Here is a 24,705-nt window from a genome sequence, read left to right as displayed (position 1 = left end):
AATCAAACTTTAAGTGAAAATTAAATCCTTAGTGCTTAGAAACTTAGGATATGTCCTGCCAAATTTTAAAAATAGACGAAAAAACTATTGGCATATTAAAGTGCGAATGTTAACTTTGTGGGGATAAGCATTACATTTGGCTTTTATGAGTGAATTGACAGAAATCGTTGATAGCCTTGAAAATAGGATCAGTAAACTGCTTCATAAGTATGAAAATTTAAAGCAGGTTCATGGTGCTTTAGAGGCAGAAATGGCTTCTGTAAAAGAAGAAAACAACAGATTGGCTCATAAATTAGAAGGTTCTAATTTAGAAGTTCAAAACCTTAAAGCCGCCAATGCAATGCTTGGCAGTAGCGAATTTAAAACAGAAACTAAGCTTAAATTAAACAGCTTAATACGAGAAATTGATCAATGTATTGTTCAATTATCTGAATAATAAATATGGCCGATAAATTAAAAATAAAACTTTCTATTGCAGATCGTGTATACCCTTTAACTATTAATCCCGAACAGGAAGAAGGTTTACGAAAAGCTGCTAAGAAAATTGAGGCTATGATTAAGCAGTTTGAGCAAAGTTATGCCGTAAGGGATAAGCAAGATGTATTGGCTATGTGCGCTTTACAATTTGCTGCCCAAACCGAGCAAAAGGATATAGATAGATCTAAAGACACACTTCAAGCAGAAGATAAACTCAAATCGCTTAATGATTTGTTGCAGAAGCATTTAGTGTGATAAACGTTCTTTAAATAAATAAAGGTTACTGCCTGTATTAGTGATATTTTGATAAACTCAACAGAGATTCTTTAAAAAGGGTGAGTCTAAGTTGTAAAAGCGCGCCGCTCCCGATTTTTCGGGATGAGCGGATTCTTGATCAGCTTGTTAGCCCTAAACTTGTTTTTAAGGAGTTTAATACAAAAACCTATCTAATACAGGCTTTTTTTTTACTTAAATCTTAAATATGGAAATATTACTAAATATAGTTATTGGATTAGTTGGTGTAGCAATAGGTTTTGCAATCGCCAAACAGTTAGAGCGGAAAAGAGCTTCGCAAACCATTAAAAATGCCAAAAAGACGGCAGCAAACATTCTAAAAGAGGCGAAGTCTGAAGGAGAAAGTATCAAAAAAGATAAGATACTTCAGGCTAAAGAAAAGTTTATCGAGTTAAAGTCGGAACATGAAAAAGTAATCATGAGCCGTGACAAGAAGATGAATGATGCTGAAAAGCGTATTAGGGATAAAGAATCTCAGGTTTCCGGAGAACTTTCCAAAAACAAAAAACTGAATAAAGAGTTTGAGAATAAGTTACAGGATTACAATCACAAGCTGGAATATGTAGAGAAGAAGCAGCAGGAAATCGATAAACTTCATAACAGCCAAATCCAGCAATTGGAAGTTATTTCTGGTCTTTCGGCCGAAGAAGCCAAAGCACAACTTTCTGAAGCTTTAAAAGATAGCGCCCGTACAGATGCTATGGCGCTTATTCAGGACACGGTAGAAGAGGCAAAATTAACGGCGCAACAGGAGGCCAAAAAGATTATTATCAATACTATTCAACGAATTGGAACCGAGGAAGCTATAGAGAATTGTGTTTCGGTCTTCAATTTAGAAAGCGATGATGTAAAAGGTAGAATTATTGGTAGGGAAGGTAGAAATATTAGGGCTTTAGAAGCCGCTACCGGAGTAGAGATTATTGTAGATGATACACCAGAGGCTATTATTCTATCTTGCTTTGATTCGGTAAGGAGAGAGGTTGCCAGGTTATCTTTACACAAGCTGGTTACCGACGGTAGAATTCACCCGGCCAGAATTGAAGAAGTGGTTAAAAAGACGCGTAAACAAATAGATGAAGAGATCATAGATATAGGCAAACGAACGGTAATAGACCTGGGAATTCACGGATTAAACCCCGAATTGATCAAACTGGTTGGCCGAATGAAATATCGTTCTTCTTACGGGCAAAATTTATTACAACACTCTCGTGAGGTTGCAAAACTTTGTGGTGTAATGGCTTCAGAACTTGGAATTAATCCTAAGCTTGCTAAACGTGCCGGGTTACTGCATGATATTGGTAAAGTGCCTGAAACCGAAACAGAGGTACCGCACGCAATCTTAGGGATGCAATGGGCCGAGAAACATGGAGAAAAACCGGAGGTTTGTAACGCTATTGGAGCGCACCACGACGAGATAGAGATGAACTCATTGTTATCTCCTATTGTTCAGGTTTGTGATGCAATTAGCGGTGCAAGACCGGGTGCCAGAAGACAGGTGCTTGATTCTTATATTCAACGCTTAAAGGATTTGGAAGACATAGCTTTTGGATTTGGAGGTGTTAAGAAAGCTTATGCTATTCAGGCAGGTCGTGAACTTCGTGTAATTGTAGAAAGCGAAAAAGTAAGCGACGAAAAAGCCAATAATCTATCTTTTGAAATTTCGCAAAAAATTCAAACCGATATGACTTATCCGGGGCAGGTTAAAGTAACCGTAATAAGGGAAACCAGGGCGGTTAATATTGCGAAATAGGATTAAAGCTTATAGTTTTTAATTAAAAAAAATGCCTTAGAATTTTTCTAAGGCATTTTTTTTGGCACAGCCAAAGGCTACAATACCCATAGGCTTGCGACTTAAGAAAGTTTACTGTGAATCTTTTTAAGCTTTATAATCGTCGTCATCAAAGATGTTTTCGTAAGAATTACCTTTGGTTACAAAAAACTCTCCGGTTACATACCTAAAATGGCTGTCTAATTTTGCTATCTCTTTAAAGTCGGATTCATCTAGATTTACCCCGGTGCTTTCAAGATTTTCTTTAATTCTATTTTCATTTGTAGACTTTGGAATTACCGAAGTCCCGCGCATTTCACTCCATTTAATTAAAATCTGGCCGGCACTGGCGCCGTGTTTTTTAGCGATTCGGTTTATCACCGGGTTTTCTAATAATGACGGCTCGTCTTTAGCTTTCATTCCATCTGGTCTATCTCCACTTCCAAGAGGGGAGTAAGCCGTAAGGTGTATATTATGACGACTACAAAACTCCAGTAAATCGTTCTGTTGCAGGTAAGGGTGTAATTCTACCTGGTTCATTTCGGGGTTTTCAGACGTTTCTTCCAGTAGTTCTTCTAACTTCATACTGCTAAAATTAGATACTCCCACGTGCTTCACCAGCCCTTGCTTTTTAGCTTCCAACATCATATTCCAGGTTTCTATAATTGGAGCTTCTTCTAAAGATAAATAGTCTTTGTCTTTCTCAGGAAAATCCACATCAGGCTTAAAGGCGACCGGCCAATGAATAAGATATAGGTCTAAATAATCTAATTGCAGGTCTTTTAAAGTCTGTTTTAAAGCAGGGATTACATCTTCTTTTTTATGAGCATTGTTCCATAATTTTGAAGTAATCCAAACTTCTTCCCGCTTTATTTTACCTCCATTAAAAACTTCCGAAAAAGCTTCTCCAATAGCGTCTTCATTTCCATAAGTGGCTGCACAATCTATATGTCTGTATCCATTATTTAATGCTATTTTTACGGCTTCTTTAACTTCATCTTTTCCAGATTTCCAGGTTCCTAAACCTATGGCTGGCATTTTATCGCCATTTTTAAATTCTAATGTTTTCATTATTTTAAATTTGATTGGAAATAATTTTTCTTCGATTCTATACTTGTAATCGAGATTTAATAGTTCAAGGCTTGCCTCTAAATAAAAACTTTTACTTAATGCTTTGTTGGCTTGCCAGGAATTTATCTATTATACGTTTGCCTGAAAATACTAATAAATAAAAGTAATAGGAAGTCCTGGAGTGGCTTTAACCCAAATTTAATAGCATTTAGCGCCTGGGATGAAACTGTTCTACTACTTCTCGAAGATGTTTGCGATCTACGTGCATATAGACCTCGGTAGTAGTGATGCTTTCATGACCCAACATTTGCTGAATGGCCCTTAGGTTTGCGCCGTTTTCCAATAGGTGGGTAGCAAAAGAATGACGAAATGTATGCGGACTAATCTTCTTTTGAATACCTGCTTTTTTAGCCAGTTGTTTTATGATAGTAAAAATCATAGCCCTTGTAAGTTTCCCTCCCCGCCGGTTTAAAAATAAAATGTCTGAATCTTCTTTGTTTATTTTTTGATGAATTCTAACTTCATCCTTATAAATGTTAATAAACTTTTTAGTGTAGTCTGATGTAGGTACCAGGCGTTGTTTGTTACCTTTTCCGGTAATTTTAATAAAGCCCTCTTCAAAATAAAGATCAGAGATTTTTAAATTGGTTAGTTCGCTAACACGCAAGCCACAGCCGTATAAAGTCTCTAAGATAGCGCGGTTGCGTTCTCCTTCAGCTTTGCTTAGATCTATATTTTCAATAAGTAAATCTATTTCATTAGTAGAAATAGTATCAGGTAGTTTTCGGCCTATTTTGGGCGACTCTATTAAGTCTAAAGGATTGTCTTTTCTATAGTCTTCAAAAATTAAATAATTAAAAAAACCGCGTATGCCAGATATTATGCGTGCTTGTGAGCGTGCATTGACTTTCTTTGCCGTATCATAAATAAACTCTTGCACGATTTCTGCCGAAATTTGGGTAGGAGAGACCTTTAGTTTTTTAACGTCTAAAAAGTTGATAAGTTTGACAATATCCATCCTGTAATTGGTGATTGAATTGTCTGAAAGTCCGCGTTCTATGCGCAAGTAGTTACAATAATCTCGTAGTGCTGAAGCCCATTTCATACGTTAAAGATATAAACAATTAGCCTGAATCTTAGTAATACTTTAGGTTTAGGTAACTTTTTTTTAAGAAGCCTGTTCCTACATTTGCCTCAGTAAAACAAATAAAAATAAAAGTCATGAAAAAGTCGATTTTAATTATCGCAATGGTATTGTTTGGAGCAACTACAGTGTCTGCTCAGGAATATTGGAATTTCGGTGTAAAAGGTGGTGTGAACTTCTCTACCGTAACAGGAGATTATTTTGATAGCCCAGATTCACGAACCGGTTTTAATATTGGTGTTTTAGCTGAAATACCACTAGCTGATCGTTTTTCTATTCAGCCAGAGGTATTATATTCAGCCCAGGGATTTACAGAAGCTAGTATAGATCAGGAGAATTTTGCTGATGTAGACGATAATGTAGAATATCAACTAGATTATGTTCAGGTTCCAGTTTTAGCTAAAATTTATCTTGTAGATGGACTGAGCTTGCAGGCAGGTCCGTCGTTTAACTTCCTGGTAAATGAAGAGTTAGACTTTCAACCGCTAGAAGATGGTGGGGATGTTAACCTTGAAAATGCTCAGGATTTTGAATTTGGAGGAGCCGCCGGATTGGAATATAAGTTTAACAATGGTTTCTTTGTTCAGGGACGTTACACTTATGGATTTACCGATGTTATTGAAGATACAGATATTAACAACTCAACTTTTCAAGCTGGGATAGGGTATACTTTCTAAGCTAACATAATAACAACACCTATAAAAAAGCGGAGGTCTTGAACTTCCGCTTTTTTTTATACGTAAAAACCTGTATATATTTGCTTTAGTGTGCTCTATTAGCTATTTGTGGTAACTTTAGATAAGTAACCCAAAATGTTTAATTATGAAGCGATTAGTACTTATTGTTTGTTTTGCATTAATTGGAACAACTTTTATGCAGGCTCAAAATGGTCTCCGTGTGGGAGCTAATATAGGTTTACCCGTAGGAGATATTGAAGAAATTAGTGATTTTGCAATCGCTGCAGATCTTGCTTATATGGTGGGTGTTGCCGATATGCTCTACATAGGACCTAAAATAGGATACACACGTTTTTTTATAGAAGATATAGATACTGAATTTGGAGATTTTGAAATTGATGATCCTTCTTTTCTACCTATAGCTGCTGCCGGCCGAGTTTCATTGGCAAAGGGCTTTTTCTTTGGTGCAGATCTTGGTTATGCCGTTGGCTTAAACGACGGGAATGACGGAGGTTTTTACTATAGACCCCAGGTAGGGTACAACTTTGGCGTTATTGGTCTTGTTGGATCTTACACGGGTATTAGTGTAGATGGCGGCAGTTTTAATTCGGTAAATATAGGAGTTGAATTTGGTCTTTAAATACAATTAACCAACCAAAAATAACCCTTCAAAAAATGAAGTTTCCAATGTGGAATGTTTGTTTTTCTGAAGGGTTTGTTATGATTTAATTGGATCTTATTTTTACCTTTACCCTTATAACCAGTTAATCGGTAAAAATGAAGATAATGATTATTAACGGCCCCAACCTTAATTTGTTGGGGACCCGGGAACCTGATACCTACGGTAACAAAAGCTTTGAAACTTATTTTTCTGAACTGCAGTTTAGATTCAAAAACACCGAGCTTTCTTATTTTCAAAGTAATATTGAAGGTGAAATTATTAGCGAAATCCATAAGGCAGATGAAGATTTTGACGGGATTGTTTTAAATGCAGCCGCATATACACATACTTCAGTAGGAATTGCAGACGCTGTGAAAGGCATAAAAACACCCGTGGTAGAAGTGCATATCTCCAATACCCATTCCCGGGAAGAATTTCGGCATAAATCTTATATAGCACCTAATGCTAAAGGAGTCATTCTTGGTTTTGGCCTTTTAGGCTATGATTTGGCTATTCAGAGTTTTTTAAAAGGAAACTAATGAAAAAGGCCTACCTAAACTGGAGTAGTGGTAAGGATGCCGCGTTAGCGCTATATAAACTGCAAGAGCGAAATGAGTATTCGATAGAAAAGCTGGTTACAACCGTAAATAGTGATGTTAATCGAATCTCCATGCACGGTGTTAGAATCGAAATGCTAAAAAAACAGGCTGAGAATATTGGTTTGCCGTTGCAGCAAATTAAATTAAATGGAGAAGTTTCTATGCAGGAATATACCAAAATTATGGAAACTGAAACTAATAGACTTCTGCAAGAAGGTTTTGCCTATAGTGTTTTTGGAGATATTATGCTTGAAGATTTAAAGCGTTACCGCGAAAACCAACTGGAGAAAGTTGGCTTGAAGGCAATTTTTCCACTCTGGCAAGAAAATACCACCCAACTCTTAAAAGAGTTTATAGATAAAGGATTTAAGGCGATTGTGGTTTGTGTAAATACCGATAAACTCAATAAATCTTTCTGCGGAAGAGTCCTGGATGAGAGCTTTTTAAATGACTTACCTAAAGATGTAGATCCCTGTGGTGAAAATGGAGAGTTTCACACCTTTGTTTTTAACGGGCCTATCTTTAAAGAGCCAATTAGGTTTAAAATTGGGGAGCTGGTTGAAAAATCGTATAAACCTGCTAAAAACTCAAATGATAATTGCTTTACAGAGAACCAAAAATCCTGGGATACCAGCTTTGTGTTTTGTGATTTATTGTTGGAATAAATTTTATTGGCACCGCCAAAGGGTGTAATACCCTGAGGCTTACCTCGAAATTAAAAAATTGCTTTCAACGAATGCCTCGTGGGCTTGCCCCGAGGTAGTTTACTCAGAAAGAAGATTATTGCGAGTATACAGGTTATAGGAATAATTAGATTGCTATTTTTAGAAAAGACTCTATTTGTCATCCTGAACTTATATCAGGATTTAATGTGTTGATATTTGTAGATGATAGAAGCTGAAACAAGTTCAGCTTGACGAAATAATAAATTTAACTAAAGGTTGTTAATTACAAAACAAAAACCCCCGAAACCTAAATGCTTCGGGGGTTTTTTATATAAAACTATTTAGTAAAATATGCTTTTTAAATATGAATTACTTCATCGTAAGCAGCGGCGACAGCTTCCATAACCGCTTCACTCATTGTTGGGTGAGGGTGAACTGCTTTTAACACTTCATGACCGGTAGTTTCCAATTTACGACCAAGAACTGCTTCTGCAATCATATCGGTTACACCGGCACCAATCATATGGCATCCTAACCATTCGCCGTATTTGGCATCGAAGATCACTTTCACAAAACCATCAGACTTTCCTGCGGCTTTAGCTTTTCCTGAGGCAGAGAATGGGAATTTACCAACTTTAAGTTCGTAACCGGCTTCTTTAGCTTGCTTTTCGGTCATTCCAACCGATGCAATTTCAGGGGTTGCATAGGTACAACCAGGGATATTGCCATAATCAAGCGGCTCTACATCCATGCCTTTTATTTTTTCAACACAAAGAATTCCTTCAGCAGAAGCAACGTGTGCCAGGGCAGGGCCGTGAACAACATCACCAATTGCGTAAATTCCGTCTACATTGGTTTTATAGAAATCGTCTACAACAATTTTATCCTTTTCGGTCTTTATTTTAAGGTCTTCAAGGCCTATATTTTCAATATTGGTTTTAATACCAACAGCAGAAAGTACAATATCGGCTTCAAGTGTTTCTTCACCTTTTTTGGTTTTCACCTTTGCTTTTACTTTCTTACCAGAAGTGTCTACACTTTCTACCGAAGAACTGGTCATTACCTTAATTCCGGCTTTCTTAATGCTTCTTTCAAATTGTTTAGAAACCTCCTCGTCTTCTAAAGGCACTACATTTGGTAAAAATTCAACTACGGTAACCTCGGTTCCCATTGCATTATAGAAATGTGCAAACTCAACACCAATAGCACCAGAACCAACTACTATCATAGATTTTGGTTGCTTTTCAAGGCTCATGGCTTCACGGTATCCAATTACTTTTTTACCATCTTGCTTAAGGTTTGGTAATTCGCGTGAACGGGCACCGGTAGCCACAATAATATTATCGGCCTGGTATTCTTTGGTTTTGTCATTTTTGTCGGTTACAACAACTTTTTTACCGGATTTTAATTTTCCGAATCCTTCAATTACGTCAATTTTATTTTTTTTCATTAAAAATTGAACACCTTTGCTCATCCCACCGGCCACATCGCGGCTACGCTTAATAACTTTAGAAAAATCCTTATCGGCTTTTTCAAGGCTTAAGCCATAATCTTCGGCGTGTTTCAGGTAATCAAAAACCTCGGCACTTTTTAGAAGTGCTTTGGTAGGGATACATCCCCAGTTTAAACAAACACCCCCAAGGCTTTCTTTTTCCACAACTGCGGTTTTAAACCCTAATTGTGAAGCTCTAATTGCGGTTACGTAACCTCCGGGGCCACTACCTAAAACAATGATATCATATTTACTCATATTCGGAAATTTTTATTAGGCTTAATAAATCTTAGCTCGCTTAGCGAGTGAAGTTGCGAATTTAAGGAATAATCACTTAAACTGAAAAGTTTTAAAAGAGAGTATAAAGGGAAATAATAAAGAGGCTACAAGAATAGCGTTTTCATATATTTTTATACTGAGGATTTCGCGTTTTTCCATGCTTACTAAGCCAGGAATAAAATTTAGCTGATCAGTTGGGCTAGGGGAGGTGACAATAGTTTTTTATTGGCACGACCAAAGGCTGTGATACCCCGAGGTAGTTTACTCTTAATATCTAAATAAAAAAGCTGCCTGGAAAGTTTCTTAAGATCACCGGGCTGAAATAAATTCGGCTTGATGAAAATAGAGCTTTTAGGCAGCTTTATTAAATTTTATAGGACCTAGCTTTTTACCCCGGTTTATTTAAGCGTACTTACTTTTTTTACATCGCTTTCTTTTAAATCAAGTGCATTCATAACAGCCTTATAATTTGCGACATCTACACCTGTAATTTCAGCGAAATTTGCTGGAACTATTACTATTCTAATCACCTGGTCTTGTGTGTAAGCAGGATCCAAATTAGAAAAATTGGCAGTACCCTCCATAAAGATTCTCACATCAAAAAAAGTGAAATCGAAATTATATTGTACTTCCCCATCTTCTACATAATAGGTTTGTGGTAATTGTCTAAAAACTTCAACTGGCGCACCATCAGAAGTGCCATCTTCACCATCCTTTAAATAAACCAAAACAGCATCAGATTCAAAAACTTCAATATCATCAAATTCAATCAAAGCAGAATAATCGTTTTCTTCCGTAAAATCTATACCTTCATACTCTATTGTTGTACCAATTAGAGCCTCTCCCGGAGGTCCTTGCGGTCCTTCTGGTCCTTGCGGTCCACGTTCGCCATCACTAGAACAAGCGGCGAATAAAAAAGTTGTCATAAATAAAATAGAAAATAATTTTTTCATAATACTAGGTGTTAGGTTATTTATTAAAATTAATACTGGCCGAGTTTACACAATAGCGTTGCCCGGTCTCTGTAGGTCCATCATCAAAAACGTGGCCAAGATGGCCTCCGCAATTAGCACATAGAATTTCGGTTCTTATCATACCAAAACTTTTATCCTGTACATATTCAATTTTTCCGTCTAGGGCTTTATCAAAACTTGGCCAGCCGCAGCCGCTATCAAATTTAGCTTCACTATCAAAAAGTTTTTCACCGCAACCGGCGCAAAAATACTCTCCGTCTTCAAAATGCATATTGTATTTGCCGGTATGTGGGGCTTCAGTGCCTTTTTTTCTCAATACCCGAAATTGTTCTTCAGAAAGCTGTTCTTTCCATTCGGTTTCAGGTTTTTCTATGCTGTACTTTTTCATATTTTATTTTTTGCTATTTCCGCAGCTTGCGCTGAATTTACTTCAGTAAAGACGGAAATCTTATTTTTTCATTTTCCTTTCAGAAAAAAGGATAAACCGTGCTATTAATCTTAATTTTTCTTCGGTTTAAAATCCATTGCTACTCCGTTTATACAATGTCTTTTTCCGGTGGTTTCTCTAGGCCCATCGTCAAACACGTGTCCTAAATGGCCTCCGCATCGGGCACAGTGTACCTCGTTTCTTTGATATCCCAATTTAGAATCTGTACCATAAGCAACCCCGCCTTTAATAGGTCGGTCAAAACTTGGCCACCCGGTACCGCTCATAAATTTATGTTTCGTTTTGTATAATTCATTTCCGCAGGCAGCGCAAACAAAAGTTCCGGGTTCTTTAATATCGTTTAAGGGGCTGGAAAATGAAGGTTCAGTTGCTGCTTTTCGTAAAACCCGGTATTCGGCATCGGTTAATTGTGCTTTCCACTCTTTATCAGATTTAGTAACTTCAAATTTATCCTGACTTTTCTTTTGGTCTTTTTGTGCATTTCCCTGGCAACTAATTATAAAAATGGCCAGTAAAATAGGTATTATCTTTTTCATAGCTTTTAAATTTTAATTCCCACTCCGGTGCATGCCAGCGTACATGCATAAAATATCCGTTATGTGTTTTTATTTTAAAAGTACAAAGATTATACCGCGATGAACGTTGTGATTTTGTTAATTACCTTTGGATCGCCCAAAATGCGCCTATGTCCTAATCCTTTTGTGATATATAGTTCGCTGTTTTCCAACGCTTCGTAAATATCGTGGGCTGAAGAGATTTCTACATCAACATCGTTCTCATCGTGTACCACAAGGCTGGGTGTTTTCACCTCTTTAGCTGAAATAGCGCCGGAATAGCTATCTAAATCTATATCGAATTTTTTATCGAAATGGGCTTTCATCTTATCGGCTACTTTTCTATTCATCTTTAGGTTCCTGGCAAACTCACGGGTTATGTGGGTTATACTATTTGCTGTGCCAATTATTACGAGCTTTTTTGTATCAAGGCCTTCCTTTACAGCTCTAAGAGTAGCCATACCTCCTAAAGAATGCCCAATTACTGCATCAAAACGACCATACTTTTTATCCAGTAGATGGATGGCATCAATAAAATCTAACATCATGCTTTTTCGTCCGGGTGCTTTGCCGTGGGCGGGAGCATCAAAACTAACAGTGCTGTAGCCTTTTGCTTTTAAGGCTTCGGCTATTTTGGCCAACTGGGTCCCTCGGCCACTCCAACCATGAACCAATAATATTTTTTTACTGCTTTCTCCAAATTCATAGACTACTATTTCTCGCTGTGTTTTTGGAATACTAATTCGGTATTGATTGGAGAGCTCATCCATATTTTTTTCCCGCTCCGGAAGTTTATATTTAAATGGCGTTAAAAACAGCTGCGCAGCAAATCTACTGGCGGCCAGTGGGGAAAGTTTAGAAAGTAAGCTTCCTGTATACCTTATATAATTGGGTACTAATAATCTTTGTACCGGGATTTGATCTTTTTTTTGCTGACTCATTTTTTTTAATGATAAGAACGGGCAATTTACATATTTCTTATTTGCTTATGGCCTATAAATAATAGCTTTATACAGAGGTTTGTAAATTATGGTATTGTTTTTGAAAACTTGTTATTTGTTAAATGATGCTTAAAACAATAAGCAGGCTTTCGTGGCTTTTGTAATTTTAACAAAACTAAACCAATAAACATGAGACTTATAAAATCAATGAGTATGGTGGTTGTTTTACTGCTTGTAGTAGCTTGTAAGACAAACCCATTTACTGGAGAAAAGAATTTGAATTTTGTTTCTAACGATCAATTATTTCCCGCTTCGTTTGAGCAATACGATCAATTTTTGTCTGAAAATGAAGTGATAAGGGGAACTGCGGAAGCACAAATGATTAAACGTGTAGGTAATAAAATAGAAACTGCTGCCGAAAGGTATTTAAATGCCAATGGTTACCAGGGATTTTTGGAAGATTTTAGATGGGAATACAACCTGGTAAAAGATGACGCGGTTAATGCATTTGCTATGCCCGGCGGAAAAATAGTCTTTTTTACCGGAATTTTACCTGTAGCAGAAAACGAAACAGGTGTGGCCGTAGTAATGGCACACGAGATTGCTCACGCGCTTGCAGACCACGGTGCACAAAGAATGAGTGCAGCCCAATTACAACAACTTGGTGCGGTAGCAGGTTCGGTAGCGGTAAGCGGAAGAAGTCAGGAGACACAGCAAATTTTTGCCCAGGCTTATGGTTTGGGAACGCAACTTGGAGTAATGTTGCCTTTTAGCCGTAGTCATGAAACAGAAGCCGATAGAATTGGATTGACTTTAATGGCTATAGCCGGTTATAATCCCGAGGAAGCTGCCGATTTATGGAGAAGAATGGCAGCCAAAAACGACGGCCAGGCCCCACCGGAATTCTTAAGTACTCACCCGTCTAACCAAACAAGGATTAACAATTTAGAAAAATGGGCTCCGGAAGCTAAAGCCGAAGCCAGAAAATATGGCGTAACAAGTTATTAATACAAGATAACTTAGAAATTATGGTAAAAAGCTGTCTTTTAAGGCAGCTTTTTCTATTTTAGGGCTTTTTAAAAACGGTATAAATGAATGTACTTCCCAAAGGGCATAAAAAATTATTACGTGCCTGGGCTTTCTACGATTGGGCTAATTCGGTTTACAGCTTGGTAATTTCATCGGCTATTTTCCCTATATTTTATGGAGCCCTAACCATTGTTAAAGATGAAAATGGTGCTATTCTTAAAGATACTGTAGATTTTTTGGGAATAAGTTTTAATAACGATTCCCTTATTAGTTATGTGACTGCAATTGCTTTTTTGGTGGTTTCTGTATTAAGTCCGTTTTTATCGGGGATTGCGGATTATGTTGGTAATAAGAAAAATTTTCTGAAGTTTTTTTGCTATTTAGGCGCTATATCCTGTATTGGTCTTTTTTGGTTTAACTTAGAACAGTTGTGGTTCGGGTTACTCTGTTATTTTTTTGCACTTATTGGCTTTTGGGCTAGTTTGGTTTTTTATAATTCTTATTTACCGGATATTGCTTTTCCCAATCAGCAAGATAAGGTGAGTGCCCAGGGATTCTCTTTGGGATATATTGGGAGTGTTATCTTGTTGGTTATTTGCCTGGGAATGATTTTAAATTATGAGGCTTTGGGCTTTGAAAGTGAGGCTTTGCCAACACGCTTATCTTTTGTTTTAACCGGGTTATGGTGGATTGGTTTTAGCCAATACACCTATGCTTACTTACCGAAAGGAAACAAAAAAGCGACACTTACCAAAAATGTAGTTTTTAACGGATTTAGGGAACTTCGTGGTATATGGATAAGCCTTAAGCACAATGTTCAGCTTAAAAGATATTTAATTGCATTTTTTGTTTATAGCATGGCAGTGCAAACTATAATGCTTATCGCAACTTATTTTGGAATTGAAGAATTGGAATGGGGAGAGCAGGATGCAACCACAGGATTAATAATTAGTATTTTATTAATTCAACTGGTGGCTGTACTTGGTGCTACCTTAACTTCCAGATTGGCCATAAAATTTGGGAATATTAAAATCTTAATTTTTATCAATTTGATATGGATAGGAATTTGCGGTTATGCATTTTTTATAGTAAGTCCGCAGCAATTTTATGTAGCAGCCGCTTCAGTAGGTTTGGTGATGGGCGGAATCCAATCATTATCCAGGTCTACCTATTCTAAAATGCTTCCAAAAAATACCATAGATACCGCCAGTTATTTCAGTTTTTATGATGTAGCCGAAAAAATTGGGATCGTTATAGGGATGTTGCTTTATGGAATGGTAGCACAAATTACGGGCAGCGTACGGAATTCAATTTTATTTTTAGTGGTTTTCTTTATTGCAGGTGTAATATTACTTTTAAGGGTGCCTATAAAAAATCCTGCCTTAAAAGACAGGATGTAAGCAATTTTCCTTTTTCAAATAAATTATATCTACAAGGTTAATTTGAAGAAATGGAACCCGACCCCGAGGTTTTAAAATCCTGGTTAGTGGGATTACCTTTGTATTTAATATCACCAGAGCCCATAACTTTGGCTTTTAAGCTAGAATTTGCTGAAACCTGGATATCTCCTGATCCCATCACTGTGGCTTCAACATTATCAGCTCTTAGATTATAGGCCTTAAAATCTCCCGAGCCGGTTACTTTGCAGTTAAAATCCCTGGCCTTTCCCGATAAAAGAATGTCTCCCGAACCGGTAATTTTTCCCATCAGGTTTTCTACCTCCAGGTCTAATTTAACATCACCAGAACCGGTAACCTGGGTGTTAAACTTTTTGGCTTTTATTTTATGGGTGTTCCATACATCACCTGATCCGGTTACTTCTACAGCATCTAAATCTTTAAAAGGAACAATTACTTTGATTCCTTTATTTCGGGAAGGCTTTAAATTATAGCCTTTTTCTACCGAAATTTTTAAAGTTGTATTGTTAACTTCTGTAGTAATATATTCTAGTAAATTGCTTTCGGCTTCAACAACTAAATTACCCTCACTACCCGCAATTAATTCAACATCCATAGAGCCTACGAGTGAGATTGCATCATAGTTGCCCGTATTTCTTTTTTCTGAAGTTAAATTGCCATTGCCTTTAATACTGTTATTACTGCTCCACCATTGGCATTGGGCAGGAGTTATAGTTAAAAATGATATTGATAAAATTAAAAATAGATTTTTCATGATGTGTTTTTTTTTTTTTTTTGATTGATGAATAGTTAGTTTTTATTAAAAGTTACATTTCCGTAATTGGTGTTTATATAAATAGAATTTCCGGTGTTTTCTTGCAGGTGATAGCCTTCATATAATTTACTGGTATTTTTATCGTGACGCTTTCTAATTTCCATATCTTCCAGGCCTTTTGCGTTTCCATATGAAGATTTTATAGTGAAATTAAAGGGGTGTTCGCTGTCGTAGCCTAGTTTTACCCCGGCATAATCGGTGTTTATTTCTACTTTAGAAACACCTTTTATAAGCTTTTCTATACTGGCTGAGCCATAATCTAAATTAAGGTCTAAAGATTCAAAAACACGTCCTATTTTGGTGCTCAGGTAATCGCCATTGCCTACAATTTTTTTGGCTTTTTCTATGTTAATACTACCATAATCACAATTAAAATCAAGCTGAGCCACTTTTTTAATTTGTGAATCGGTATAATCGGCATTCACATATAGCTTTTCGGCTTCTTCAATTACATATCCGCTATAGTCTGCGTTTATTTCGGCATTTCTAACATATCCAATATGGCTATTTCGGGTATAATCAAAACTTAGTATGTTCGAGGCTCCTCTTAATTCGCCAATGTCTACTTTGCCGTAATCACAACTTATTTTCGCATTACCCAATAATCGGTCTATATAAATTCCGCCGTAATCGTTTTTAATATCCACACTATGTCTTTCGGGCGCTTTTATCACGTAGTTAATCTCCATATTTACATTGTTGGAACTATTAAAAAGTGAGCTCCACCAGGACTGTTCTTCTTTTTTAAAATGGGTTTTTGCGCTCACCCCCGAAGAAGACTGGTTAAACTCTATGTTTATTTCTTCCAGTTTCTTTTGTACTTTCTCTTTATCGTCACCATTAGTTTTTATGTTCACTTCAATAATCACTTTATTCTGGTCCCAGGTAGATATATCAACATTTCCGTAGCTGTTATCAATAGTGAGTTTGGCGGTGGCGCTTACATTGTAAGATTTTGTGATTTTTTTAGTCTTGGTATGCCGGCCGTTTAAATCGCTATTACAAAAACTTACTGCCGGAAGGAGTAAGGCTAGCGTTATAAGGTTAAATATAGTTTTCATTGCTCTGATTTTTTAGGGATTTAATATTGTCTATTTGCTCAAGCACCTCGTTTAAAAGATCTATTCTTTGCTGAAAATTAGAGATCATCGCATAAATAACTCTTTTGTCCTGGCCGCTATCCCGTAGGTCTTTTTCAAGTTTTTTGTATTCGTTCTCCAGTTTTTTCAGCTGGGTTAAAGCATCGTTTATAATAGCCTCGGTTTCCGGGCTGTTTTCGGCATTTAGGGCTTTTAGTTCAGTTTCAATAAGCTGGGTGTAAAACTGTTTTGTTTCCTTCATTTGTGGGGAAACACTTGCTAGATCACCTTTATTTTGAATAGAATTTTCATTGAATATTCCCGTGAAAACCGTAAAAGCTATTGCAAGCACGGCAGCTATCGAAAATAGTGGGCCCCAAAGGTTTCTTGTAAGCCTGCCATGCTTCTGCTTTTTCGATTGGCTATGTTGCTCTTCGAGCTTTTTCTTAAACCTGTCTTTGTGCCCTGAAGCCGGCTCTGAAATATCAAAATCCAGCTCCTTAAAAAGCGTATTTATATTATCATTTTTCATCTTTCTGCAATTTTTTTCTTAAACTTTCTTTAGCTCTTGAAACCGTAGTTCTGCTATTTGCATAACTAAGATTTAAAATGCTGGCAATTTCTTCATAATCATAGCCTTCAATTAAGTGTAAGGTTAGGGCGATACGGTAATTTTCCTTAAGGCTTTGTAAGGTTTTTAAAATCTTTTTTACCTTTTCATTTTTTGAATCCTTTTCAAGAATAATTCCCTCGCTTTCATTCGCTTCATTTTTTAACTCATCGTTATAGCTTACTTCATTTAATTTTACTTTTCGGTTAAAAGAAGTAATACTTAGGTTGATGACTATTCTTTTTAACCAGGCACCAAAAGTGGAAGCCTCCTGTAAACTATCTATTTTTGAAAAAGCCTTTAAAAACGCTTCCTGCATAATGTCTTCTGCTTCAGCGGTATCTTTAACAATTCGAAGTGCTGTATTATACATAGCTTTATAGTAGCGTTCATACACTTCAATTTGTGCACGCTGGTCGCCTTTTTGGCATTGTGCAACAAGATCATTAATATGTGTGATGGTTGAAATCAATTAAAAAACTATCTGGCTTCTATAATAAAGATAGCTCGTATTTTGATTTGTTACAGTTTTCAGAAAAAAAATATAAAAAACACGCTGGCATAAGAATTGACTACTTGTAATAGAAATTGCTTTAAAAGCCGCTTAGCACACTAAGAACAAGGCTTTGCCAAAATATAAAAGATTAAGAACCATAGGCTGTTGTGACAGTTTGACCTAAAATAAATTATGGCTAAAACAAAATTAACAAGTTTTGACAGTTTGTCATTACAAGATATAGATCAGGATGCAGATTTAATTCCCTTAATGACGCCTGAAGATGAAGAGGAGATAAACCGTGAAGAATTGCCTGAAACATTACCAATTCTTCCTTTAAGAAATACTGTGTTGTTTCCGGGGGTTGTAATTCCTATAACGGCAGGTAGAGATACTTCAATTAAATTAATAAATGAGGCCAATAATGGTTCAAAGATAATTGGGGTTGTTGCTCAAAAAGACGAAGAGGTAGAAAACCCTACGGCTAAAGATATTTACCGTACCGGGGTAGTAGCACGTATTTTGAGAGTGTTAAAAATGCCTGATGGAAATACTACGGTGATTATTCAGGGTAAAAAGCGTTTTGAAATAGACGAAATTGTAAAAGAAGATCCTTATTTAATGGCTAGCATTAAGGAAGTTCCGGAGGCAAGGCCAGATATTGCCAATAAAGAATTTCCTGCTATTATAGATTCTATAAAGGAACTTGCACTTGAAATTATTAAAGGGAGCCCAAATATTCCTAGCGAAGCTTCTTTTGCTATTAAGAATATTGAAAGTTCTTCGTTTCTAATCAATTTTGTTTCTTCTAATATGAACCTTGCAGTAGAAGATAAACAAAAGCTACTGGAAACAAACGATCTTAAAGAACGTGCCCTGGCGACTTTAAGACATATGAATGTTGAGTTTCAAAAACTGGAACTTAAAAACGACATTCAGAGCAAGGTGCAAAGCGATATGAGCCAGCAGCAGCGCGAATATTTTCTTCATCAACAAATGAAAACCATTCAGGAAGAACTTGGTGGGGTATCTCATGAAGATGAACTTGAAGAAATGCGTCAGCGTGCCAAGGATAAAAAATGGGGCGAAAAAGTGCAAAAGCATTTTGATAAGGAGCTTTCCAAGATGCAAAGGATGAATCCGCAAGTTGCCGAGTATTCTATTCAACGAAATTACCTGGACCTCTTCTTAGATTTGCCCTGGAATGAATTCAGCAAAGATAAATTCGACTTAAAACGGGCCAAAAAAATACTGGATCGCGACCATTATGGTCTAGATGATGTTAAGAAGAGGATTATTGAATACTTAGCGGTTCTTAAGTTAAGGAACGATATGAAATCGCCTATACTTTGCCTTTATGGTCCTCCCGGAGTTGGTAAAACTTCGCTTGGCAAATCTATGGCCGAGGCATTGGGTAGAGAGTATGTAAGAATTTCTCTTGGTGGTTTGCGTGATGAGGCCGAGATACGTGGACATAGAAAGACCTATATTGGTGCCATGCCAGGTAGAATTATCCAATCGCTTAAAAAGGCAGGAACCAGTAATCCTGTTTTTGTTTTAGATGAAATAGATAAATTAAGTATTGGCCACGCCGGTGACCCCTCTTCGGCTTTATTGGAAGTTTTGGATCCTGAGCAAAACAGTGAATTCCACGATAATTTCTTAGAAATGGGATTTGATCTTTCTAAAGTAATGTTTGTAGCCACGGCAAATACCTTAAATACCATTCAGCCCGCACTTAGGGATCGTATGGAAATTATAAACGTTACCGGTTATACCATAGAAGAAAAGGTAGAAATAGCCAAACAGCATTTACTTCCAAAGCAATTAAAAGAACACGGTTTAACCAAACAGGATATTAAAATTGCCAAGCCACAATTAGAAAAAATTGTGGAAGGTTACACCAGGGAATCAGGTGTTCGTGGCCTGGAAAAACAGATCGCAAAAATGGTGCGTCATGCGGCCAAAAATATTGCGATGGAAGAAGAATATAATATTAAGGTTACTAATGAAGATATTATAGAGGTTTTGGGAAGCCCAAGGCTGGAGCGCGATAAATATGAAAACAATGAAGTTGCCGGAGTAGTAACAGGTTTAGCCTGGACACAAGTTGGTGGTGATATCCTTTTTATTGAATCTATACTTTCTAAAGGGAAAGGCAATCTTAACATCACTGGAAACCTCGGGAAGGTAATGAAAGAATCGGCTACCATCGCGATGGAGTATATTAAATCTAATGCCGAAGAACTTGGTTTAGATCCTACAATATTTGAAAAATATAATGTTCATATTCACGTGCCCGAAGGTGCCACCCCAAAAGATGGGCCTAGTGCCGGGATTACCATGCTTACTTCTTTGGTTTCTTTATTTACACAACGAAAGGTGAAGAAAAGCATTGCCATGACCGGAGAGATTACCCTAAGGGGGAAAGTGCTTCCGGTAGGAGGAATTAAAGAAAAAATCTTAGCTGCCAAACGTGCTCGTATTAAAGAAATTATTCTTTGTAAAGAGAATGAACGTGATATTAAAGAGATTAAAGAAGAGTATTTAAAAGGACTTACATTTCATTACGTAAATGAAATGAGTGAAGTTATAGATTTGGCAATCACTAACCAAAAAGTGAAAAACGCCAAGACGCTTTAATCAGTTTGAAAGCTGTCTAGAGAGCTTTATTTTTACAATGTCATTCTGAATTTATTTCAGAATCTAACACCATTATAATTGTTTTCATGTTAGAAGCTGAAACCAGTTCAGCTTGACGTTTAAAATAAATGGGACTTTTTAGACAGCTTTTTTTATTTACAGCGAAAATTTCAGGGAGAGTAAAGCTTTATCTAATTTTGCATTCCTATAGAAACTAAATTATGAGTAAAAAAATAACTATTGCCATAGACGGTTATTCTTCTACCGGAAAAAGTACCGTGGCCAAACAACTTGCAGCAGAGCTTGGGTATGTATATGTAGATACCGGTGCTATGTATAGGGCTGTTACCTTATACCTTATGCGTAAATTGTTGGTGAGTGATACCCATTTTGATAAAGAAGCCATATTAAGGCATTTACCGTTTATTAATATCAGTTTTGTATTTAATAAAGAGGTGGGTTATGGTGAAGTGCATTTAAATAAAGAAAATGTTGAAAAGGAAATTAGGCTAATGGAGGTTTCTCAGCAAGTGAGTAAAGTTGCAGCAGTGCCCGAGGTTAGAAAGATGTTGGTAGAGATTCAGCAGGAAATTGGTAAAAATAAAGCAGTGGTTATGGATGGTCGTGATATTGGGACGGTGGTTTTCCCTGATGCCGATTTAAAATTATTTATGACCGCTTCTACTGAAAAGCGCGCAGAACGTAGATACAACGAATTAAGAGATCGTGGAGAGGACGTTAAATTTGAAGATGTATTGGCCAATGTTAAGGAGCGGGATTACCTGGATACTACACGAGACGATTCGCCATTAATAAAAGCAGAAGATGCTATAGAAATTGATAATTCTAATTTGAATTTGGAAGAACAGTTTGAAAAAGTAGTAAAACTGGCCAGAAATAAAATTGAAGAATAAGTGAGCTGTTTTTAAACTAATTAAGGTTTGAGAAAAGAAAAATAAGTTGTATTTTTGCAGCCCTTTTTGGCGAAGAATCGGAAAATCAAAAGGGGTTGAAAATCAAAATCATAACTACTTCTGTGTTTCATTTGCTTAATTTTTCCGAAGAATACAGGATACAAATTTTTTATCAGCAATGGCTGAAGATAACAAAAAACAGGACGTTCAGGACGAAAATCTTGATGTTCAACCGGTAGCTGGAATGGCTACATCATCGCAACCTGCTCCTTCAGAGCAACAGGAAAACCCTGAGAAATTTCTTAAAGAATTTAACTGGCACAATTATGAAGAGGGGATAGACCCAATTGATGATGAGAAGTTAGAAGAATTTGAGCAATTGGTTGCAGAGAATTTCGTAGACACTTTAAATGACGAAGTTGTAACAGGTAAAGTAATTAATATTACCGATCGTGATGCAATTATAGACATTAACGCAAAAAGTGAAGGCGTTATCTCACTTAACGAATTTCGTTACAATCCAGATCTTAAAGTTGGCGACGACGTTGAGGTTTTGATAGATGTTCGTGAAGATTCTACAGGACAATTAATTCTTTCTCACCGTAAGGCTCGTGTAATCCAGGCCTGGGATCGTGTAAACAAAGCTCACGACGAAAGTCTTATCGTAAACGGTTTTGTAAAATGCAGAACTAAAGGTGGTATGATCGTAGATGTATTTGGAATTGAGGCATTCTTGCCAGGTTCTCAAATAGACGTGAAGCCTATTCGTGATTACGATGCTTACGTAGGAAAAACAATGGAATTCAAAGTGGTGAAAATCAATCACGAATTCAAAAACGTTGTGGTTTCTCATAAAGCGCTTATTGAAGCTGATATCGAAGAGCAGAAGAAAGAAATTATCGGTCAACTTGAAAAAGGTCAGGTACTTGAAGGTACTGTTAAAAACATCACTTCTTACGGAGTATTTGTTGATCTTGGGGGTGTTGACGGACTTGTTCATATTACCGACCTTAGCTGGTCTCGTATCAACCATCCAAATGAGATCGTTGAGCTTGATCAGAAACTAAATGTGGTAATTCTTGACTTTGATGAAGCGAAGACAAGAATTCAATTAGGTCTTAAGCAGTTAAGCAAACATCCATGGGAAGCTCTTGACGAAAACCTTAAGGTTGGAGACAAAGTAAAAGGTAAAGTAGTTGTAATCGCAGATTACGGTGCATTTATTGAAGTTGCCGATGGTGTTGAAGGTCTTATCCACGTTTCTGAAATGTCTTGGAGCACGCACTTGCGTTCAGCTCAGGATTTCGTAAATGTTGGAGACGAAGTTGAAGCTCAAATTTTAACTTTAGATCGTGAAGACCGTAAAATGTCTCTTGGAATTAAGCAATTAACTCCAGACCCATGGACAGATATTACTACTAAATATCCTGTTGGTTCTAAACACAAAGGAATTGTACGTAACTTCACCAACTTTGGTGTATTCGTAGAATTGGAAGAAGGAATTGACGGACTTATCTATATCTCTGACTTATCATGGACTAAGAAAATTAAGCACCCATCAGAATTTACAAATGTAGGTGATGAGCTTGAGGTTGTAGTTCTTGAGTTAGACGTAGATGGTCGTAAATTAAGCCTTGGTCACAAGCAGGTTGAGGATAATCCTTGGGATAAATACGAAACTGAATTCGCTGTTGGTACAAAACATACCGCAGAGATTGCAGAGATTGTAGACAAAGGTGCGACTATAGAGTTTAATGAAGATATCACTGCATTTGTTCCAACCAGACATCTTGAAAAAGAAGACGGTAACAAATTAACCAAAGGTGAATCTGCAGAATTCCAGATCATTGAATTCAATAAAGAATTCAAGAGAGTGGTAGCATCACATATGGCTATTCACAAAGAAGAAGAACAGCAAATTGTTAAGCAGGCCGCTAAAAAAGCAGCTTCGCAAAACAACGACAAAACTACTATTGGTGATGTTAATGCCGATCTTCAGGCTTTAAAAGATAAAATGGAAGGGAAGTAATTCTCTAAATTTATCATAAATAAAAACCTCCTTAGTTCTTGCTAGGGAGGTTTTTTTATTTAACTATGTAGTATAAATTCTCGCTGGTTAAATATTCATCTTTTAAAAATTTAATACCTAATGAAGCAAAAAGTTGGAGTAATTTATTCTTCTGTAGATGGGCATACGCTAAAGATTTGTAAAAAACTGTGTGATGTATTTAAGGAGCAGAAAATTCGGGTAGAGCTTTATGCTGTAGATGATTTTAAAGCCAATTTAGCCGATTTTCATACTGTGGTTATTGGAGCCAGTATTCGATATGGAAAACACAGCGATAAAATTTTTGAATTCCTTAAACAACATAAGCAGCCGTTAAGCCGAATAAAAACTGCCTTTTTCTCGGTTAACCTCGTGGCCAGAAAAGAAGATAAAAACTCGCCCGATACGAATCCTTATATGATTAAATTCTTGAATAAAACGAATTGGAAGCCGGACTTTATAAGTGTTTTTGCGGGAAAACTCGATTATAAATCCTATTCATTTTTAGATAAGCTGATGATTAAATTAATTATGAAATTAACGCACGGACCAACAAAAACAGAAAAGCCTATTGAGTTTACAAATTGGGAAAGAGTAGTGGCTTTTGGTCGTGAAATATGCGAGGATTACCATAAATCTAATTACTTAAACCAGGAAGAAGTTTAGCCATTCCAATTTCCAAAAATCCCATTTTGATAATCCAGAAAGGCCTGTTGAATTTCCTGTTGGGAATTCATAACAAAAGGCCCCTGGGCTACAATAGGTTCATTAAAAGGTATTGCATGCCCTAAAAGTAAAATACTTTCTTCTAAAGCCTCAATCTCCATACTTTCGCTATCATTTTCAAATTCTACCAGACTATGAATTTTGGCTTCCTTGCCATTTACCAGTAGTTTTCCTTTAATTACATAAAAGAATATATTCCTTTTTGCAGGAATTTCTACTGAATATTTACCACCTTTATCAAAGTGTAAAGTAGCTAGCTGAATGTCGTTTAAAGGTTGAAAAGCTGCTTTTGTATTTTCCCAATTCCCTGAAACGGCAGCTAAGCTAACTTTTCCATTATCTATATTTACCTCCGGAATATCTTCTTTTTGCAGTCCCCTGTAGTTAGGTTCCGTCATTTTATGTTTGGCAGGTAGGTTTACCCAAAGCTGAAGAAGTTCTAATTCTCCGCCATTTCTTTTAAATTCTTTAGAAGATATTTCAGCGTGGATAAGTCCTTTTCCCGCGGTCATCCACTGTACTCCTCCGGCTTTTATTACACTTTGCCACCCAGTGCTGTCTTTATGGATAAGATCACCTTTTAGGATAAAAGTTACAGTTTCAAACCCGCGATGGGGATGTGGTCCAAAGGGTAATCCATTATTGTTCTCGGGATATTTTTGATATCCGTGGTGATTTAGGAATAAAAATGGATCAATATGATCTATAGTATTTGTGGGCAAGGCCCTATAGGTAATAAGGTCAGCAATTGGTGAACTTACCGCTTTGTGTATTTTCTTTATACTTCTCATAATCTTATATCTGGTTTACTCGGTAGGCGATATTTATCCCTTTATCGGGGCTTCCACGCTTGTTTCAAAATCTCTTTATTTAACGACTTTTTGG

At 36.7% G+C, this 24,705-nt stretch carries 25 protein-coding genes and 1 other RNA gene; 14 read left to right on the top strand and 12 right to left on the bottom strand.

The genetic code is table 11. The features are described from left to right. The first annotated feature begins 145 nt into the window (after positions 1-145). The 4 genes from I6U50_RS10850 to rny all read left to right on the top strand — a co-directional run bounded on the left by I6U50_RS10850 (position 146) and on the right by rny (position 2,521). Entirely contained in the window at positions 146-436 is a 291-nt protein-coding gene (locus tag I6U50_RS10850) for a DUF4164 family protein (RefSeq protein ID WP_193710826.1), read from the top strand. Between the two features lie 5 nt (positions 437-441). Next, on the top strand, positions 442-732 hold the full coding sequence (locus I6U50_RS10845; RefSeq protein WP_198628538.1) for a cell division protein ZapA: 291 nt from the start codon (positions 442-444) through the stop codon (positions 730-732). A gap of 55 nt (positions 733-787) precedes the next feature. Continuing rightward, a non-coding RNA gene (ssrS, locus tag I6U50_RS10840) (6S RNA) lies at positions 788-908 on the top strand. 50 nt (positions 909-958) lie between these two features. Continuing rightward, positions 959-2,521 (top strand): ribonuclease Y, encoded by a 1,563-nt coding sequence (gene rny / locus I6U50_RS10835; protein WP_198638841.1) that lies wholly within the window; start codon positions 959-961, stop codon positions 2,519-2,521. Between the two features lie 126 nt (positions 2,522-2,647). On the opposite strand, the gene I6U50_RS10830 is transcribed toward rny, so the two are convergent. Both I6U50_RS10830 and xerD read right to left on the bottom strand, forming a co-directional pair. Further along, a complete protein-coding gene (locus I6U50_RS10830; RefSeq protein WP_198638840.1) occupies positions 2,648-3,610 on the bottom strand; it encodes an aldo/keto reductase in 963 nt (320 codons plus the stop codon). A 208-nt stretch (positions 3,611-3,818) separates the two neighbouring features. After that, positions 3,819-4,715 (bottom strand): site-specific tyrosine recombinase XerD, encoded by an 897-nt coding sequence (xerD, locus tag I6U50_RS10825; protein ID WP_198638839.1) that lies wholly within the window; start codon positions 4,713-4,715, stop codon positions 3,819-3,821. 116 nt (positions 4,716-4,831) lie between these two features. Between xerD and I6U50_RS10820 the strand changes: the two genes are divergently transcribed. The 4 genes from I6U50_RS10820 (at position 4,832) to I6U50_RS10805 (ending at position 7,356) form a co-directional block, all read left to right on the top strand. Then, on the top strand, positions 4,832-5,431 hold the full coding sequence (locus I6U50_RS10820) for a porin family protein (RefSeq protein ID WP_193710831.1): 600 nt from the start codon (positions 4,832-4,834) through the stop codon (positions 5,429-5,431). Between the two features lie 145 nt (positions 5,432-5,576). Continuing rightward, complete coding sequence (locus tag I6U50_RS10815) at positions 5,577-6,071, top strand: hypothetical protein (RefSeq protein ID WP_198638838.1); 495 nt, start codon at positions 5,577-5,579, stop codon at positions 6,069-6,071. A gap of 137 nt (positions 6,072-6,208) precedes the next feature. Continuing rightward, positions 6,209-6,631: a type II 3-dehydroquinate dehydratase gene (gene aroQ, locus I6U50_RS10810; RefSeq protein ID WP_198638837.1), complete on the top strand. Its 423-nt coding sequence runs from the start codon at positions 6,209-6,211 to the stop codon at positions 6,629-6,631. Further along, positions 6,631-7,356, top strand: a complete 726-nt coding sequence (locus tag I6U50_RS10805; RefSeq protein ID WP_198638836.1) for a Dph6-related ATP pyrophosphatase — start codon at positions 6,631-6,633, stop codon at positions 7,354-7,356. The genes aroQ and I6U50_RS10805 overlap by 1 nt, the downstream gene beginning before the upstream one ends. A 358-nt stretch (positions 7,357-7,714) precedes the next feature. Here I6U50_RS10805 and lpdA read toward each other — a convergent pair whose 3' ends face one another. The 5 genes from lpdA to I6U50_RS10780 all read right to left on the bottom strand — a co-directional run bounded on the left by lpdA (position 7,715) and on the right by I6U50_RS10780 (position 12,044). Next, complete coding sequence (gene lpdA, locus I6U50_RS10800; protein WP_193710835.1) at positions 7,715-9,106, bottom strand: dihydrolipoyl dehydrogenase; 1,392 nt, start codon at positions 9,104-9,106, stop codon at positions 7,715-7,717. Positions 9,107-9,525: 419 nt separating this feature from the next. Next, entirely contained in the window at positions 9,526-10,080 is a 555-nt protein-coding gene (locus tag I6U50_RS10795; RefSeq protein WP_198638835.1) for a collagen-like protein, read from the bottom strand. A 16-nt stretch (positions 10,081-10,096) separates the two neighbouring features. Further along, the gene (gene msrB, locus I6U50_RS10790) at positions 10,097-10,489 is read right to left on the bottom strand and encodes a peptide-methionine (R)-S-oxide reductase MsrB (RefSeq protein ID WP_198628532.1); all 393 of its coding nucleotides are present in this window, start codon (positions 10,487-10,489) and stop codon (positions 10,097-10,099) included. Between the two features lie 110 nt (positions 10,490-10,599). After that, positions 10,600-11,085 (bottom strand): peptide-methionine (R)-S-oxide reductase MsrB, encoded by a 486-nt coding sequence (gene msrB / locus I6U50_RS10785; protein ID WP_198638834.1) that lies wholly within the window; start codon positions 11,083-11,085, stop codon positions 10,600-10,602. A gap of 89 nt (positions 11,086-11,174) precedes the next feature. Beyond that, positions 11,175-12,044, bottom strand: a complete 870-nt coding sequence (locus I6U50_RS10780; protein WP_198638833.1) for an alpha/beta fold hydrolase — start codon at positions 12,042-12,044, stop codon at positions 11,175-11,177. Positions 12,045-12,233: 189 nt separating this feature from the next. Here I6U50_RS10780 and I6U50_RS10775 point away from each other — a divergent pair, with 189 nt between their 5' ends. Continuing rightward, on the top strand, positions 12,234-13,052 hold the full coding sequence (locus I6U50_RS10775; RefSeq protein WP_198638832.1) for a M48 family metallopeptidase: 819 nt from the start codon (positions 12,234-12,236) through the stop codon (positions 13,050-13,052). Positions 13,053-13,135: 83 nt separating this feature from the next. Continuing rightward, a complete protein-coding gene (locus I6U50_RS10770; protein ID WP_198638831.1) occupies positions 13,136-14,473 on the top strand; it encodes an MFS transporter in 1,338 nt (445 codons plus the stop codon). Positions 14,474-14,510: 37 nt separating this feature from the next. Here I6U50_RS10770 and I6U50_RS10765 read toward each other — a convergent pair whose 3' ends face one another. From I6U50_RS10765 to I6U50_RS10750, 4 genes are read right to left on the bottom strand one after another with little or no spacing between them, the layout of a single operon-like run. Continuing rightward, complete coding sequence (locus I6U50_RS10765; RefSeq protein ID WP_198638830.1) at positions 14,511-15,245, bottom strand: head GIN domain-containing protein; 735 nt, start codon at positions 15,243-15,245, stop codon at positions 14,511-14,513. Positions 15,246-15,280: 35 nt separating this feature from the next. Then, positions 15,281-16,366: a hypothetical protein gene (locus I6U50_RS10760; protein ID WP_198638829.1), complete on the bottom strand. Its 1,086-nt coding sequence runs from the start codon at positions 16,364-16,366 to the stop codon at positions 15,281-15,283. After that, positions 16,350-16,916 (bottom strand): DUF4179 domain-containing protein, encoded by a 567-nt coding sequence (locus tag I6U50_RS10755; RefSeq protein WP_198638828.1) that lies wholly within the window; start codon positions 16,914-16,916, stop codon positions 16,350-16,352. The genes I6U50_RS10760 and I6U50_RS10755 overlap by 17 nt, the downstream gene beginning before the upstream one ends. Then, positions 16,906-17,466 (bottom strand): RNA polymerase sigma factor, encoded by a 561-nt coding sequence (locus tag I6U50_RS10750; RefSeq protein ID WP_198638827.1) that lies wholly within the window; start codon positions 17,464-17,466, stop codon positions 16,906-16,908. The genes I6U50_RS10755 and I6U50_RS10750 overlap by 11 nt, the downstream gene beginning before the upstream one ends. 216 nt (positions 17,467-17,682) lie before the next feature. On the opposite strand from I6U50_RS10750, the gene lon reads away from it, so the two are divergent. From lon to hemG, 4 genes are all read left to right on the top strand, one after another. Beyond that, positions 17,683-20,133: an endopeptidase La gene (gene lon, locus I6U50_RS10745; protein WP_198638826.1), complete on the top strand. Its 2,451-nt coding sequence runs from the start codon at positions 17,683-17,685 to the stop codon at positions 20,131-20,133. Between the two features lie 221 nt (positions 20,134-20,354). After that, positions 20,355-21,047 carry a (d)CMP kinase gene (gene cmk, locus I6U50_RS10740; protein ID WP_198638825.1) on the top strand — a complete coding sequence of 231 codons (693 nt, stop codon included), beginning with the start codon at positions 20,355-20,357 and terminating at the stop codon, positions 21,045-21,047. A gap of 178 nt (positions 21,048-21,225) precedes the next feature. Next, positions 21,226-23,076 (top strand): 30S ribosomal protein S1, encoded by a 1,851-nt coding sequence (gene rpsA, locus I6U50_RS10735; protein WP_198628522.1) that lies wholly within the window; start codon positions 21,226-21,228, stop codon positions 23,074-23,076. Positions 23,077-23,196: 120 nt separating this feature from the next. After that, positions 23,197-23,760 (top strand): menaquinone-dependent protoporphyrinogen IX dehydrogenase, encoded by a 564-nt coding sequence (hemG, locus tag I6U50_RS10730; protein ID WP_198638824.1) that lies wholly within the window; start codon positions 23,197-23,199, stop codon positions 23,758-23,760. Here the strand turns inward: hemG and I6U50_RS10725 are convergent. Continuing rightward, on the bottom strand, positions 23,757-24,611 hold the full coding sequence (locus I6U50_RS10725) for a pirin family protein (protein WP_198638823.1): 855 nt from the start codon (positions 24,609-24,611) through the stop codon (positions 23,757-23,759). The genes hemG and I6U50_RS10725 overlap by 4 nt on opposite strands. Between the last annotated feature and the right edge of the window lie 94 nt (positions 24,612-24,705).

This window comes from Salegentibacter maritimus (assembly GCF_016236975.1).
Classification (GTDB): Bacteria; Bacteroidota; Bacteroidia; order Flavobacteriales; family Flavobacteriaceae; genus Salegentibacter; species Salegentibacter maritimus.
This window is presented reverse-complemented; position numbering and strand designations above follow the sequence as displayed.